The 15,668-nt window shown below is 33.5% G+C and carries 14 protein-coding genes; 12 read left to right on the top strand and 2 right to left on the bottom strand.

Going from position 1 to position 15,668, the window contains the following annotated elements; genetic code table 11:
- Nucleotides 1-54 precede the first annotated feature (54 nt).
- On the bottom strand, nt 55-975 hold the full coding sequence (locus ACVEGE_RS00565) for a helix-turn-helix domain-containing protein (RefSeq protein ID WP_192500842.1): 921 nt from the start codon (nt 973-975) through the stop codon (nt 55-57).
- Between the two features lie 72 nt (nt 976-1,047).
- Entirely contained in the window at nt 1,048-1,458 is a 411-nt protein-coding gene (locus ACVEGE_RS00570; protein ID WP_192500841.1) for a DUF7793 family protein, read from the bottom strand.
- 223 nt (nt 1,459-1,681) lie between these two features.
- Between ACVEGE_RS00570 and ACVEGE_RS00575 the strand changes: the two genes are divergently transcribed.
- From ACVEGE_RS00575 to ACVEGE_RS00630, 12 genes are all read left to right on the top strand, one after another.
- A complete protein-coding gene (locus tag ACVEGE_RS00575) occupies nt 1,682-4,129 on the top strand; it encodes an aminotransferase class I/II-fold pyridoxal phosphate-dependent enzyme (RefSeq protein WP_192500840.1) in 2,448 nt (815 codons plus the stop codon).
- Nucleotides 4,130-4,154: 25 nt separating this feature from the next.
- A complete protein-coding gene (locus ACVEGE_RS00580) occupies nt 4,155-4,988 on the top strand; it encodes an RteC domain-containing protein (RefSeq protein WP_192500839.1) in 834 nt (277 codons plus the stop codon).
- A gap of 463 nt (nt 4,989-5,451) precedes the next feature.
- On the top strand, nt 5,452-5,742 hold the full coding sequence (locus ACVEGE_RS00585; RefSeq protein WP_192500838.1) for a helix-turn-helix domain-containing protein: 291 nt from the start codon (nt 5,452-5,454) through the stop codon (nt 5,740-5,742).
- A 69-nt stretch (nt 5,743-5,811) separates the two neighbouring features.
- The gene (locus tag ACVEGE_RS00590; RefSeq protein WP_192500837.1) at nt 5,812-6,678 is read left to right on the top strand and encodes a transcriptional regulator; all 867 of its coding nucleotides are present in this window, start codon (nt 5,812-5,814) and stop codon (nt 6,676-6,678) included.
- Between the two features lie 69 nt (nt 6,679-6,747).
- A complete protein-coding gene (locus ACVEGE_RS00595; RefSeq protein WP_192500836.1) occupies nt 6,748-7,359 on the top strand; it encodes a P-loop NTPase family protein in 612 nt (203 codons plus the stop codon).
- Nucleotides 7,360-7,455: 96 nt separating this feature from the next.
- The gene (locus tag ACVEGE_RS00600) at nt 7,456-8,067 is read left to right on the top strand and encodes a hypothetical protein (protein ID WP_192500835.1); all 612 of its coding nucleotides are present in this window, start codon (nt 7,456-7,458) and stop codon (nt 8,065-8,067) included.
- Nucleotides 8,068-8,259: 192 nt separating this feature from the next.
- Nucleotides 8,260-8,841 carry a restriction endonuclease subunit S gene (locus ACVEGE_RS00605; protein WP_192500834.1) on the top strand — a complete coding sequence of 194 codons (582 nt, stop codon included), beginning with the start codon at nt 8,260-8,262 and terminating at the stop codon, nt 8,839-8,841.
- Nucleotides 8,834-10,345 carry a type I restriction-modification system subunit M gene (locus ACVEGE_RS00610; protein ID WP_192500833.1) on the top strand — a complete coding sequence of 504 codons (1,512 nt, stop codon included), beginning with the start codon at nt 8,834-8,836 and terminating at the stop codon, nt 10,343-10,345. Before ACVEGE_RS00605 ends, ACVEGE_RS00610 begins: the two co-directional genes overlap by 8 nt.
- A 14-nt stretch (nt 10,346-10,359) precedes the next feature.
- Nucleotides 10,360-11,748, top strand: coding sequence for a Fic family protein (locus ACVEGE_RS00615; protein ID WP_192500832.1), 1,389 nt, complete (start codon nt 10,360-10,362; stop codon nt 11,746-11,748).
- A 7-nt stretch (nt 11,749-11,755) separates the two neighbouring features.
- The gene (locus ACVEGE_RS00620) at nt 11,756-12,910 is read left to right on the top strand and encodes an HNH endonuclease (protein ID WP_192500831.1); all 1,155 of its coding nucleotides are present in this window, start codon (nt 11,756-11,758) and stop codon (nt 12,908-12,910) included.
- Nucleotides 12,911-12,912: 2 nt separating this feature from the next.
- Nucleotides 12,913-14,472 (top strand): nucleotidyltransferase, encoded by a 1,560-nt coding sequence (locus ACVEGE_RS00625; RefSeq protein WP_192500830.1) that lies wholly within the window; start codon nt 12,913-12,915, stop codon nt 14,470-14,472.
- Nucleotides 14,473-15,663, top strand: a complete 1,191-nt coding sequence (locus ACVEGE_RS00630) for a restriction endonuclease subunit S (RefSeq protein WP_192500829.1) — start codon at nt 14,473-14,475, stop codon at nt 15,661-15,663.
- Nucleotides 15,664-15,668: the final 5 nt, after the last annotated feature.

Below are 15,668 nucleotides of genomic sequence, written 5' to 3' on the forward strand. Positions count from 1 at the left end.
GTCTTTTTGGGAGCAATAGTTGGCTAAAACGGATAAACGTTAAATGGAAAAAATTTAGTCTTCCTCTGGAGGTGTAAAATCAACTTCATTTCGCTTCAGTTCATAGGGTGAAAAACCAAAATATTTCTTGAAGGATTTTGAAAAATTAGGATAATTATTAAAACCATTCATCACAGAAATATTTTTTAACGGTATTGCTGTATGTTCGATCATAAAGTAAGCTCTTTTCAAGCGGGCATGACTATAAAATTTATAAATACTTGTTTTAAAAAAATGACGAAAACCATCTTTCAACTTATGCTCGTTAGTGCCAAATTTACGAGCAAGAAGTTGTAGTGAAGGAAGCGGTTCTTCAAGATGGGCTAAGATATAATCATACAGTTTCTGAATTAAAAAAGCATCAACCTTTCTCGTTTTAATTTGTTTTTCATTTTCACTTTCACTCACCATTGGATAATATAAATCAGGCTTTACAGGAGTAACAAGATTCAATATGATTTCAGAACGATTAATCAATTTTCCAACACTACAAGAAACAGTAACAGACAAACACGCTTTGGTAGTAAAATCTAAAGCTACAATTGTAGGCAATGAAACACCAACATCAAGTAGTTTTTGGATATGTTCTAATGAAGTAGTTGTGATAATAGTAGCTAAGGGCTGATGAATCAATTCATTTTCAGAATAACCTAAAAAAGGAATAATTTCTGGAGTAAAACTTTTAATACAGTAATTTTCATCCAGTATTAAAGTGGTTTGAGTAATAAATTCAGGGGTACTATGGGTATTAATAAAACCAGAATGAAAAATGGATTCCTTCATTTCCTCTGCAACCATATTGATTAAAACAACTAGGGTTTCCAATTCGTCATCGTACGAACTTAGAGGAATACGACTATTAAAATTACCACGCGCCATCTCAAACAGCATTTGATGCATCGCAACGAGTCGCTCTTGATTATCTGGTCTATCCATACTAATTATAATGATGTCCTTTTTCTATTAATTACCTTCTGTTTACTGAGTACTGTCTACTTTCACTAAATACTAAGGACTAATTACTAATCCCTTCGCATTAATAAAACTTTTCAAATAATTTAAAGCAGGAGCTTCAGTTGTAAAAATTTGAGTGGGCACAGAAGGTTTACTAAACTGTAAATAAAAACTGCTTATAGTCAACAATACTTTCTCATCTACAATTAGACCCACAGCACAAGTCAATATAGACCCAGATTGTGCCAAATAGTCTCTGCCGGCTTTGTCAGTGTCTACAACACCTCGTGTATCACATAAAATAGGAAAAGTTCTTTCTCTTTGAAAGTGTATCCTATCTGTCACGACAAGTTGAGCAGCTTTAAAATCAATAACGGTTTTAGGCTTATACTTAAAAAAGAGAATACCATCGACTATCCAAAATTGGGCATAGGCATTCTCATAAAAATCATGGGCTGCAATCATGTTTTATGCATTTACAAAGTTATAATTTAACAAAAATAGAAACATTTCTAAATAAAACACTTGTTAATTTGGGATTATTTGTTGTATTTTAAGTGTTTTGTTGTCATATCGGGAATATTACTTGTCATATTGGGAGTATTCATTTATACCGTGAAAATACTTTCGCTATTTATAATGACTTTTAGAATAAATTTTTCAATAACAACAAAAAAAATAATAAATAATGGCAAAAATCAAACACAACAATTTTATTGACACCGTTGATGAAATATTCGCTGGAGCAAAAAAAGAAGGCGTTTTACATCTTTATGCAGAGGATGAATATTTAAACGGCAGAACAATTCAAATAAAAGGCAAAGAAATGTTCCATTTTGGTACTACTGGCTACCTTGGATTGGAACAAGATAGCAGACTAAAAGAAGCTGCTATCGAAGCAATACAAAAATACGGCACACAATTTCCATTGTCCAAATCGTATATATCAAATCCCTTATATGCAGCATTAGAAGCAAAAATTGAGACAATGTATGGTATACCTCCTATTATAACTAAGAATAGCACCCTCGGACATATGGCTGTAATTCCAACAGCCGTTAGAGATGAAGATGGGGTAATTCTCGATCATCAGGTACATTGGAGCGTTCAAAATGCCTGCCAATTACTCAAATTAAGAGGCATTCCTGTCGAAATGATCAGACACAGCAATATGGATATGTTAGAATATAAAATCAAACAGCTCACTCCAAGGTGCAAAAAAATTTGGTACATGGCTGACGGGGTCTACTCCATGTTCGGAGATTATGCACCTATTCCTGAACTAATAGAATTAAGCAAAAAGTATCCACAATTGTATCTGTATTTTGATGACGTTCACGGCATGAGTTGGAAGGGGCACAATGGAACTGGCTATGTGCTAAGCATCCTGAAAGAGATGCCAGATAACGTGATGATTATGGGAACATTAAGTAAAACATTTGGAGCCAGTGGAGCCACTTTAATTTGTTCAGACGAACGGTTACGCGAAAAAATTAAAAACTTTGGTGGACCGCTAACTTTCTCCGCACAATTGGAACCGGCATCGGTCGCTGCAGCAATAGCTTCTGCAGATATCCACCTCTCTCCAGAAATTTCCATTTTACAAACGGAACTGGAAGAAAAAATAGATTATTTTAATGAATTACTGTCTAAAACTTCTTTGCCTATAATAGTCCAAAACAACTCACCGGTATTTTTTCTTGGAACGGCGATGCCTATAACTACTTATAAATTAGTCCAGAATCTATTCCATGAAGGTTTCTTTGTAAATCCCGCAATATACCCCGCTGTTCCTGTTAAAAACACAGGGATTCGTATCACCCTTTCTAGACACAATCAAAAAGAAGAAATAAAAGCATTGGTAGAGGCAATGGAGAAACTCTTACCGCTGGCATTAGCAGAAACAGCGAACAGCTTACATAAAATACGTAGCGCTTTTGGTTTAAATGAAACAAACCATCAGCAAGAGAAAGAGACTAATGAATCATCACTGTTACTCAACTATGAAACGTCCATAAAAAATATTGACAAGAATATTTGGGATCCACTTTTAGGAAAACACAGCACGTTCGACTGGGAAGGGTTATGTTACTTGGAAAATGCTTTTACAAATAGAGATTGCCCTGAGAACAATTGGGACTTTCATTATTATCTAATCAAAGACAAAAATAATACCCCAATAGTAGCCACCTTTTTCACTCATGGTCTCTGGAAAGATGATATGTTGGCAGCAGAGTCCATATCGCTACAGTTAGAGGAAACAAGGAAACAAAATACATTATACCTCACTTCAAAAGTGCTGTCTATGGGTTGCCTATTCACTGAAGGAAACCATTGTTTTATCAACAAAACACATCCCTTGGCAGAAGAGGCTATAATGCTTTTACTGGAACAAGCCGAAACACTATACCATAAATTAAATGCAGACATGCTAGTACTTCGAGATTTTGATGAAGACATACAATTGAATCGCATTTTTCACAATCAAGGATATATAAAAATAAACATGCCTGATACCTGTGTCGTTAAAAATCTAGAATGGGATAATGTGAATGAATTTTCCAATACGCTTTCCTCCCGATCCAAACGTCATTTCGCAGAAGAAGTATTGCCTTTTGAACAGGCTTTTGATATTGTCATAAAAAAGGAGCTAACAACGATAGAAACACAGCAGGTCTATCAATTGTATAAAAATGTGAAAGGCAATAATCTCGCAATTAATACATTCACTTACCCAGAAAAGGTCTTCAGTGAGATGACAAATCATCCCAGCTGGGAATTTATACTGCTTTATCTCAAAAAGAAAGAAGATGAGCAAGATGAAAATAGAGTGGTCGGGGTACTTTTTTGTTATAAAAATAGGGAACATACCTATGTTCCCTCACTCATTGGAATGGACTATGCCTACGCAAGAGAATTCCAAATCTATCGACAACTCTTGTATCAGGCAATCAAACGAGCAAAAGAACTTGCCTTTAAAAAAATCGATTTTGGTTTCTCAGCCACTTTTGAAAAGAAAAAACTGGGAGCTACAATAATTCCAAAAGTAGCCTACATTCAAGCAAGAGATAATTTTTCAATGGAATTGATGGGTACACTGCAAAACGAAGACAACACAAGTAGAAACAAAAAATAAACCATTGTAAAACAAAAAAAACAACATGTTTAAAATTAATGTAGAAGAATTTGATGAAAAACTCAAATCAATAATTAATAGTCCTGAAAATCATCATAAAAAATCGAGTTTGGGAATTAATTTATGTAATGAAACACTCTCGAACATAAAAGAAAAAGTAGACCAAAAAGATTTTGAAACGGTTTCAAGCGAAATTGATTTTTTTAAAAACACAAAACCACTACCAATGAGTTACCTCATCTATTTCACCGAAGTTCATTCCTGTGAATTACGAAAACCCAAAACTGGAAGAGCGTACCAAATTGAATTTTTGGAAAAAGAAATGCGGAAAATAAATAAATTCTTTTATCGCAACGTCGATTTTGTGCATTACATGGAACAAGGATATACCTATCTGGACCATCAGTTTTTCACAAGAAACCATCGAAATAATTTCCCTTTTACACCGATGACTGATTATTACCAATACCCGGAATTCTCGACTTCACATGACATGCTCTGGGCTAAAGTAAAAGCGATGAACCGGTTTATTCATTACATCCGCGAAGCAATGCAAAAACTCAATGCTGGTAATGAAATGATGTTTGAGGAAAAGAAACACAAAGTATTGGTGTGGACAGCTCCCAAAACAGCGATTACGGAACTAATTTATGCGCTATACTCCAATGGTTCCCTAAATAATGGTGCTGCAGACATCAATACCATAACGTCCTCTTTCGAAGATTTTTTTAATATCAAATTAGATAATATCTACAAAACCTATTCCGAAATTAAAGGCCGTAAAAACAGTAAAACAAGATTTCTCGAAGAATTGACGCTGAATTTACAGCATAAAATTAACAAAGAAGACGAATTCTGAAAAAGCGGAACCTACTCGTAACTACGAGAAAAATTAACATAAAAACAGCACTATAACCCTCCTCACGGGAATAGTGCTGTTATCTTTTAGTGCCATTTCATACTATTTTACCAACTAAAGATAACTCACTCCTTCAGACTGGATAATGATAATCTAAAAATCATTTTATGTTTATAAAAATTAATGCTGCTCTTGAAAGTAAAAATCCCCTTAAAGTATAATACATATTCCTCCTTAGCAATTGATCTATAAGAGATTTTACTGACCTAGTTATAATTTAATCCAGTTCTTTCTCGCTCTCCCTCGGTGAGTCTCGATGCATCGGGAGGGGTGATGAAATGTTAAATTACTTCAGTACTACGAAGTGGATAGGGAAAGAAAACGAATTAAAGCAATCAATTTTGTAAAAGAAAAAAAGACTGAAATCTTTTTATATAAAACGAACTAATTATATCATTTACAAATGGCTGCATCAATCATTACTACAGAAGATTTTGAAACATTCAAAATTGACCTGCTACAAGAAATCAAAAAAATAGTAGAATCCCAAACTAGTGCAAGGCCCAAAAAGTGGCTAAGATCTATTGAAGTTCGCAAACTACTGAATCTTTCAAACGGAACCCTCCAAAACCTCCGCATCAATGGAACGCTATCCTATACCAAAGTGGGTGGTATCATTTATTATTCCTATACGGATATCGAAAAGGTATTGGAGGTTAACAAAGTACAAGGGCTACCTACTCTTTTCAAATAGCAATAATTAGTAGCATCAAAAATTGTTTTAGTTCTCATCCAACCTCTCACTCTTAACTTCGAACTTCGAATGAATTACATCAAACACCTCACTGGTTTTTTCAACAAAATAAACAATGAAAAAAACCTCAACCCCACCCACATTTCGCTCTATTTAACCCTATTCCAATGTTGGAACGTGAACCGGTTCAAAAACCCAACAGGTATTTCACGCGAAGAAATTATGAAATCCAGCAAAATAAATTCAAAAGCGACCTATCATAAATGCATGCGAGAATTGCAAATCCTCGGTTTTATCGAGTATAACCCAACATTTAACCCACATTCAAGCTCCAATGTAAACATGATAAACTTCTCTGATGAGGTAAAAACCATATCAAAAGTTGAACAGCTATCCATACCAAAAAATGAACCTGTTCAAAATTTGACCGTATCAAAAAACGAACAAGTCATTGAACAGGTTAATGGTCAGCTCTATATATATAATAATAAAACAGATACAAACAATATAAACAATATAGAGAGAACACCCGAGTTTGAAATTTTAGATGATAATTTAATTATAGAAAATCAGGAAAAAAACCAAAAGAAAAAAAGTTGCGCCAAAAAAGAAAAGGCAAAATCTGTCACTTCGAACGTGTCATCCCGAGCGGCGTCGAGGGACGAAAACCCAACATTAGAATTAATCAAAGAGTATTTCAAGTTTCAAGAATATTCCGAGTTTGAAGCAGAGCGCTTTTTCAATTATTACTCCAGCAACGGATGGCTCATTGGTGGGAAAACAAAAATGAAAGATTGGAAAGCAGCTGCACGAAATTGGATGTTGAATACCGCCAAATTCACAATGAACATCCCGAAACACAATCCAGTTAAAGAACAGCAAAGAGCCTATAATCTCCATACAGAAACCGACAAAAACTACGGGGAACCGCTTTAACCTGAACTTGTTTCAGGTTCTCTAAAATTAGAAATACACTTCTAACCCCTAACTTTTTAACTCTCCCACATGACATCAAAATACGATTATCCGGAAATAATTGCTTGGTTAGAAAAAAAAGGCAAAAAGGATTTTGGAGACAAATTTCAATTCCTAGAACAAGACACGACAAACATCACAAAACTGATTTGCTATTTTCTGGATGATGAATGTACTGCAGCTAAGTTTGAAATCGACCTCAGCAAAGGAATTCTGCTTTCTGGACCAGTAGGCTGCGGTAAAACTTCTTTGATGGCTTTAATGCGCTACGTACCTCAACCAAATAAAAAGTTCTTCATGAAAACGTGCCGGGACATTAGTTTTGAGTTCATCAAAGATGGATATGAAGTAATTCAGCGCTACAGCCATGGACACAACACCCATGCCGAACATAAAAACTACTGTTTCGATGATTTAGGCACCGAAAAGAACCTCAAATACTTCGGAAACGAATGCAATGTCATGGCAGAGATTATTCTCTCCAGGTACGACATTTTTATATCTAAGAAAATCTACACCCACATCACCACAAACCTCTCCGCATCAGAAATAGAAACCGCCTACGGCAATCGAGTCAGATCTCGCTTGAGAAACATGCTGAACTTAATCGCTTTTGACAAAACGGCCATAGACAAACGATAATAGCAACCCACCTCTCTGTCATCTCAAGCGGAGTGGAGAGACCGCAACAAACCAACTTTAAACCCTAAACGACTAACCAAATAACTTTTTCACACAATGAAAAAAATCAACACCTTCTGGAACTGGTTCCAAGACAACAATCAAAGAATCAAAAATAGTTGCAATGAATCTCCTGAAAAACAAAAGGAAATTCTATTTTGGTTAGGCAAAAATCTCAGCTACTACTGCAGGGAAATAGATTTTATAATTGTTTTTCCAAAAAAAGAAAATAGCAAAACAGAATTCATTGTCACAGCCAATGGAAGTTCCAACTATTTCCAACAAGTAACCCTTTTAATCGACAATGCACCAAGACTGAGAACCTGGAAATTCACTGCGTTCCTGATACCAACTGAGAAAATCAATAAAATTATCGAACAACTGGAAAAGCCATACATAATTCCAGAGATTACTTTAAAAGCAAGAGAACATAAATTTATAACATTAGATCAAGTCACTGCAACGCAAAAGTTTGAAATCCGAATTTATCTGAAAAACTACAATTTGCTTTGTAATACAAAAACTTTAGATCAAGCTATATTCATCATCAAGCAAGACCTTTTGGTAGAGCAAACAGTATTGCAAAACATCAGTTTTATCCAACTGCCGGAACACAATGTAAATTTGATTCATTTGTATGAATTCAATTGGTATTTAGAAATTATCTAAGAGAAAAATGGATTAATAACAGATTTGGACTATTTATTACTTTCAAATGAGATAAACCGTAAAGTATATTTACACAATAGCATTTAATTTGTGACACTAACAAAGCATTCAAAATTAATTTTAAAAAAACATTGCAGTATAGTGATTATGTAATTATTTATAATTATGTTTGCAGTATAAAAATTATGTATAATGTTAGTAAAAGAGATTATTATAGATGAGGGCTTGTTTTCAGGATATTCTTTCAGAGAAAAAATTGAACATAATCCAGAGGGGAATGTTGGTATTCTACAAATGAAGGACATATCAAACGACTACCTAAACTTTGACTATCAAAATATTGATAAAGTTAGTGATTTTTCATTCAAGGACAAATTTTTCTTAAACATAGGAGATTTGCTTTTTGTGTCAAAGGGAGTTAATAACTATGCCATAGCAATTGAAAAAATTGATTTTCCAATTGTAGCCTCAGCAACTTTCTTTATCATTAGAGTAAATGAAAAAATAATTATCCCAGAATATCTAGCATGGTATATGAACCAAAAAGAAGCTCAAAATTACTTCTCAGAAAAAAAAGCAGGTACTTATGTTCCAAATCTAAATAAGCAAGATATTTTGGAATTACCATTAACAGTACCACCACTCAAAATTCAAAAAAAAATAGCTCAAACAGCTACGCTTCTCAATCGAGAATTAGGAATACTGGAAAAACTAAAAACCAACAGAAAAGAATTAATTCAAACACAACTTTTAAACCTTATCAAAAATGACTAATACTAGACCTACACAAGACCAAATTAACAAAAGCCTGTGGTCAGCATGCGATACTTTTAGAGGTGCCTTCGATTCTTCTGAATACAAAAATTACATTTTAGTTTTCATGTTTCTTAAGTACATGAGTGATGTTTGGAAAGATCACTACGAAGAATATAAGAAACAATATGGGGACGACGAAGAGTTAATTCAAAGAAAACTACAAAGAGAACGTTTTGTATTACCCGAAAAGTGCTCTTTTGATTACCTATTCGAAAAAAGAAACGATGCTAACATCGGTGAAGAAATTGACAAAGTGTTAGCAAAAATTGAAGATAAGAACCTTGCTAAATTAGAAGGTGTTTTTAGAAACATATCTTTTAATTCCGATAAGTTAGGGCAAACTAAAGACCGAAACAGAAGATTAAAAAATCTTTTAACTGATTTTTCTAATCCAGTATTAGATTTCAGCCCATCAAAATTAGGTAAAGTAGAAGATATATTGGGTAACGCATATATGTACTTAATTGGAGAGTTTGCCAGTGGTGCGGGGAAAAAAGGCGGGGAATTTTATACTCCAGATGAAGTAAGCGAATTATTAGCCCGACTGGTCAACCCAAAACCTGGGGATAGAATATGTGATCCAACTTGTGGGTCGGGTTCTCTTTTAATTAAAGTCGGTGAACAAGTAAAAGACAAAGAGGGCAATCGTTCAAAAGATTTTGCCTTATATGGTCAAGAAAGTAACGGTGATACATGGGCGTTAAGCAAACTGAATATGTTCTTGCATGGTATGGATAGTGCTCGCATTGAGTGGTGTGACACCATAAACAATCCTCAATTGATAGAAGGCGATCACTTGATGAAGTTCAATATAGTGGTGGCAAATCCGCCTTTCAGTTTGGATAAATGGGGCGCTGAAAATGCCGAAACCGACCGTTTTCAAAGATTTCTTAGAGGCACCCCTCCAAAGAGCAAAGGAGACTATGCCTTCATATTACACATGATTGATACTACACTACCCGATGGAAGAATTGGTGTAATTGTGCCTCACGGTGTATTATTTAGAGGAAGTGCCGAAGGTAAAATTCGTCAAAAATTAATTGAAGAAAATCTTCTTGAAGCTGTTATTGGTCTACCAAGTAACTTATTCTTTGGTACCGGTATTCCTGCTGCAATAATGATTTTCAATAAAGCTAAAAAATCGAAAGAAGTTTTATTTATTGATGCCAGCAAAGAATACCAAGATGGTAAAAAACAAAATAAACTTCGTGAAGAGGATATTACTAAGATAATTAAAGTGTACCAAAACTTTGAAACGGTTGAAAAATACAGCAATAAAGTATCTCTTCAGGAAATAAAAGACAATGATTTCAATTTAAATATTCCTAGATATGTAGATACTTTCGAGGAAGAAGTACCTGTCGATTTGGCCAAGGTAAAACAAGTAATAAAATCACTGGAAGTCGAGTTAGCTGAAGTAAGAAAAGAAATGGAACAATACCTTGAAGAATTAGGACTATAATTTAAAAAGAAATCATGAGTTACACAAATATAAAAGCGAAATTAGACCGCATTAAGGACAAAATAATCCAAAATGGAAAGCTTTCAAAAGAGCAGATAAACAAAATAAACAACAAGTTTCGCCTGGAATGGAATTTCAACTCCAATAGCATGGAGGGAAACACCTTAACTATTGAAGAAACCCGTTCTGTTATGGTGGGCAACCTCGATGTACATCAAAAACCCATTAAGGATGTGCTGGAAATGAAAGGTCATGATGTAGTAATCTCTGATATTCTTAAAATTGGTAAAGGAGAATTACGCCTTTCCGAAAAAAGAATAAAAGACATTCATGCAGGTATTATGCACGAAGAAAATCCCGAAAAGAAACTGAATATTGGACAATGGAAAACCATCGCTAATGAAATTATTAACCCTAAAGGCGAAAAATACCTTTTTGTGGCTCCGGAATTAGTTCCAGATAGAATGCACGATTTACTAAACAGAACCAATGCAGCTATTGATGCTTTCCAATCCAATAGCAAAAAAGCACCGCACCCAATTGATATCGCATTACAGTTTCATTTGGAATACCTAGAAATCCATCCGTTTTATGATGGCAACGGAAGAACGGCTCGTATTTTAACAAATCTTATTTTGATTGCATTAGGCTATACACCATTTTGGATTTCTAAAACAGAGCGTTCCGTTTACTACAATTACATCAGCGATATTCAAAGCTATGGTGGTGATAAAGAAGCTTTTTTCAAATTCATTTCCGGTTTAGTAGAGCGTTCAGAACAAATGGTATTAGATGTCATTGAAGGCAAAGATATTGAAGAGGAAGACGATGTAGAAAAAGAATTAGAAATTCTTAAACGACAATTAAAAACAAAAAACGATAATGTACTTGCAAAGTCAAATGAAGCTATAAAGGAACTATATGATAATTCTTTCCGAAAACTCTTTGAGCAACTAATCGAAAAAACAAAAAAATTCGATGATATGTTTGTTGAAAAAAAATTCCAGAGTTCTGCTGTAGGTAATCGTTCTTGGAATAGAGGAATAGAATATTTCGATGCCTTTTTTGAAAATTTATATGAAGAAAAATCAAATTCCGTAGACAATAGTTTTGGCGAAGAACCAAAATACAAAAAAATAGATGAATTAAGATTGAGTATTTCATACAATGGTTTCAAGCATGATGGCACTAACACTTTCGGTAGATATACCAGCGTTTTTATTATGTTTCAAGAATACTACTACATTATAAATGAAACCAATAGTAGTAATACGGAAAAAGATTATTTCTATAAAAAATTATATTCTGATCCACTAGACGAGGAAGAAATAAAAGTTATTGTAAATAAATTAACCAAAACGCTTTTAGAAGAAATTAAAGAAGGAATTAAAAATAATTATTAAACAGACCATGAGCGACAATATAGTTATAAGAGCAAGAAAAGCAATGCCTCAAGGAATCGCAAGAAAACTATGGGTGAAATCAGGTGGAAGATGTCAATATGATGGTTGCAATATACCTCTTTGGAAAGACAGCTTGATGCAAAAAGATTTAAACAAATCTTATATATCACATATTGTAGCAGCTAAAGAAGATGGTCCTCGTGGTGATGCTTTATTGTCTCAAAAACTAGAAACTGACTTTGATAATTTATTACTTCTTTGTGATGAGTGTCATAGAAGAATTGATAAACAGGAAGTTGAAAAACATACAAGAAAGTCGCTTACTGAAATGAAAATAAAACAGGAAAGAAACATTGAGTTTTTAACTAGTTTAACGCCTGATAAAAAGAGTCATATTGTATCCTTTACTTCTAAAATTGGTTCTTTTGAACCAACAATAACATTCGATAATTGTATTCAGGCAATACTGCCAGATTATCACCCCGTTAGCGATAATATAATCCAACTAGGAACTTCAAATTTGGTGATTAAAGACCATAAAGAAAGTTATTGGGAAGTACATTCCAATCAGTTAGAAGAAATGGTAACACAAAATATCAAGCCTTTAATTGTTCAAGAAAAAACTCCTCATTTTTCGGTTTTTGCTTTAGCTCCGCAACCATTGTTGATAAAACTGGGAACATTACTTTCTGAATTATCAATTAGTGAAATTTACCAATTTCACCGAGAACCAAAGCAAACTTGGAAATGGCAAAATGAAGAAGAAGTTATTGAAATAAACTTGATTGAACCTACAGAAATATTATCAAAAGCTGCTTTGGTTATAAGCTTAAGCGACAATGTTTCCGATGATAGAATATATAAAACTCTAGGCGATGATGTATCTATTTGGAAAATTACAGTAGATAATCCAGATCGTAATGTTTTAAAAACTAAGCACGCACTTATAAATTTTAAAAATCAAATAAGAAATGCATTTAGTAAAATAAAACTACAGCAAGCAACTGCTGAAGTAATACATGTCTTTCCGGCTATGCCTAATTCTTGCGCAGTAGAAACAGGGAGAGTGTGGATGCAAAAAGCAGATTTACCTTTGATAATCTATGATCAAAATACCGTAAATAATGGATTCTCTAAAGCAATTGAGATAAAAAACAACTAACTATGTTCGAACTATTCAAAACAACCAACAAAACAAACCAATTGCTTGAAAATATTGGGCAAGTTTTAGACATTACTGAAGCTCAATATGAACTCGTGAAAAATAGATACACTGCTGTAGCTAAACAACTTTCAAAAGAAGGTTCAATGTTAAGTATGTACAAACCTGAAATATTACCTCAAGGGTCATTTCTTCTAGGTACAATGATAAGGCCAATAATGGAAGACGATGAATTAGATGTAGATTTGGTTTGCAAATTAACAGGCAAACAATCGCATTGGGTACAAAAAAACCTAAAACAAGTTGTGAGAGACCAATTAATTGCCAATAATGACGACTATAGTCGAATGCTTGATGAAGAAGGTAATCGTTGCTGGACATTAGTATACACAACTGATAAATTTCACTTAGACATATTACCTTCAATGGTGGGTAATAACAACCATGTTAACTTAAGCGAAAGAAGCTTCAGTAATTTAAACAAATCGGACTTAGAAGAAATATCATTAAGAATTACAGATAGAAGAGAAACAAATTATACGACTGAAGCAAATCCAAATTATTGGCTAAAAAGTAATCCTTTTGGATATGCTGCTTGGTTCAAAGAAAGGGCTTCCGTAAATAGGTTAAGAACTGTTATGCTTAGTGAAAGTATAAAGCCATTACCAGATTATAAAAAAGATAAAGATCCATTGCTTAGAGCGGTGCAAATTCTAAAACGTCATAGAGACATCATGTTTGGAGGCGATGAACACAAACCAATATCAATAATCATTACTACGCTCGCAGCAAAAGCATACAATAAAGAAAGTAATGTGGTTGATGCTTTGATTAATATCCTTTCAAACATGCACTCACATTTGAAAAGAAAGTATAGTGACAAACATTATAAAGATATTTGGTGGATAGAAAATCCTGTAAATGATGAAGAGAACTTTGCTGACAAATGGCCATTAGAAAAACAAAAAGAAGATCATTTTTTTGATTGGCTTGAAAAAGCAAACAGTGATTTTAACGCGTTAAAAAATATAGATCCTTCAAGTTCATACAGACATTTAAAAAACATCTTGGGAACAAGAGCGGTAAACGAAGCTGTTAGAAGTCTAGGGTACGATGAATTAATTACTGAGAAATTGAAACCAGTAAATTATTCGTCCCAAATGTTATCAGTTCCACATCGTCAACAACCATTATGGTCAATGTCACTAATCTACAATTGTGATGTTTATGGAAGGTATAATGTAATTACTGATAAAAAAAGATCAAATTCGATTACTGCACAAACTATTGTTCCTAAAAATTGTGAAATATATTTCACCGCCACTACAAATGTTCCAAAGCCTTACGATGTATATTGGCAAGTCGTGAATACTGGCGAAGAAGCTAAAAATGCCTTTATGGGATTAAGAGGTGGAATTTTTCAGGCGCAAACATTGGGAAAAGGTGGACTGGTTCAAAAAGAAAACTCAGGTTATTCAGGACTCCACTGGATTGAATGCTTTATTGTTAAAAATAGGATTTGTGTAGCACGTAGCTCGGAATTCTTTGTAAATATTAGATAAATGAATAAAAATATTCCACAGGATTGGCAAATAAAAACACTAGATCAAATTGGTTCTTTTTCTAAAGGGAAAGGAATTACTAAAGCGGAGATTGTTGAAACAGGAAAACCCTGTATTCGCTATGGTCAGATATATTCTGAATACAATTATTTTGTTGAAGAATTTAAATCGTTTATCAATGATGAATCGGCTAGTAATAGTGAACGAATTTATAAAAACGATTTGCTTTTTGCTGGTTCTGGAGAGACGTTAGAAGATATCGGTAAATGTGTTGCTTATATCAAAGATGAAGAAGCTTATGCTGGTGGTGACATTATAATTTTAAGACCTAATTCACAAGATGCTCATTATTTAGGCTATCTATTAAATTCTGATGAAGTTAAAAGACAAACCTTTAAGTTAGGTCAAGGTCATTCTGTAGTTCATCTTTACTCAAGTAGTTTAAAAAATTTAAAAGTCACGATTCCACCACTTCCCGAACAGCAAAAAATTGCAACAATTCTATCCACTTGGGATAAAGCCATTGCACTACAACAACAGCTCATTGCTAATAAAAAAGAAAACAAAAAAGCAGTAATGAAAAAATTGCTTACCGGTGAAGTGAGGTTTAATGGGTTTAAGGAAATATGGAAATTAAAATCATTGGAAGAAGTAGCCTTATTTAAGAATGGTAAAGGACATGAGACTGTTGTTGATGAAAATGGTGATTTTATAATTATAAATTCAAAATTTATTTCAACTGAAGGTAATGTTGTAAAGTATACCAATCATAATTTATCTCCTTTATTAAAAAATGATATTACTTTAGTAATGAGCGATATTCCAAATGGAAAGGCATTAGCTAAATGTTTTTTGATAGAAGAAGATGATAAATACAGTCTAAACCAGAGGATCTGTTCATTAAAAACTGAAGATGGAACAGATAGTAAATTTCTATTTTACTTATTAAATAGAAACCAACATTTCTTAGGTTTTAATAATGGCGTTAGTCAAACAAATTTAAGAAAAGATGAAGTTTTAGAATGCCCTTTAATGATGCCGTCAATTGGGGAACAACAAAAAATAGCTTCCTTTTTAACGGGTATTGACCAAGAAATAAATGCGTTACAAAACACATTACTAGTATTACAAAAACAAAAACAAGGATTAATGCAGCAATTGTTAACGGGTAAAATGAGAGTTAAACTTTAAAAAAT

The organism is Flavobacterium sp. PL002, assembly GCF_054165825.1.

Excerpts from the sequence above, each read along its gene's own strand:
- ACVEGE_RS00565 (WP_192500842.1), bottom strand. The coding sequence starts at position 975 with ATGGATAGACCAGATAATCAAGAGCGACTCGTTGCGATGCATCAAATG.
- ACVEGE_RS00570 (WP_192500841.1), bottom strand. The coding sequence starts at position 1,458 with ATGATTGCAGCCCATGATTTTTATGAGAATGCCTATGCCCAATTTTGG.
- ACVEGE_RS00575 (WP_192500840.1), top strand. The coding sequence starts at position 1,682 with ATGGCAAAAATCAAACACAACAATTTTATTGACACCGTTGATGAAATA.
- ACVEGE_RS00580 (WP_192500839.1), top strand. The coding sequence starts at position 4,155 with ATGTTTAAAATTAATGTAGAAGAATTTGATGAAAAACTCAAATCAATA.
- ACVEGE_RS00585 (WP_192500838.1), top strand. The coding sequence starts at position 5,452 with ATGGCTGCATCAATCATTACTACAGAAGATTTTGAAACATTCAAAATT.
- ACVEGE_RS00590 (WP_192500837.1), top strand. The coding sequence starts at position 5,812 with ATGAATTACATCAAACACCTCACTGGTTTTTTCAACAAAATAAACAAT.
- ACVEGE_RS00595 (WP_192500836.1), top strand. The coding sequence starts at position 6,748 with ATGACATCAAAATACGATTATCCGGAAATAATTGCTTGGTTAGAAAAA.
- ACVEGE_RS00600 (WP_192500835.1), top strand. The coding sequence starts at position 7,456 with ATGAAAAAAATCAACACCTTCTGGAACTGGTTCCAAGACAACAATCAA.
- ACVEGE_RS00605 (WP_192500834.1), top strand. The coding sequence starts at position 8,260 with ATGTTAGTAAAAGAGATTATTATAGATGAGGGCTTGTTTTCAGGATAT.
- ACVEGE_RS00610 (WP_192500833.1), top strand. The coding sequence starts at position 8,834 with ATGACTAATACTAGACCTACACAAGACCAAATTAACAAAAGCCTGTGG.
- ACVEGE_RS00615 (WP_192500832.1), top strand. The coding sequence starts at position 10,360 with ATGAGTTACACAAATATAAAAGCGAAATTAGACCGCATTAAGGACAAA.
- ACVEGE_RS00620 (WP_192500831.1), top strand. The coding sequence starts at position 11,756 with ATGAGCGACAATATAGTTATAAGAGCAAGAAAAGCAATGCCTCAAGGA.
- ACVEGE_RS00625 (WP_192500830.1), top strand. The coding sequence starts at position 12,913 with ATGTTCGAACTATTCAAAACAACCAACAAAACAAACCAATTGCTTGAA.
- ACVEGE_RS00630 (WP_192500829.1), top strand. The coding sequence starts at position 14,473 with ATGAATAAAAATATTCCACAGGATTGGCAAATAAAAACACTAGATCAA.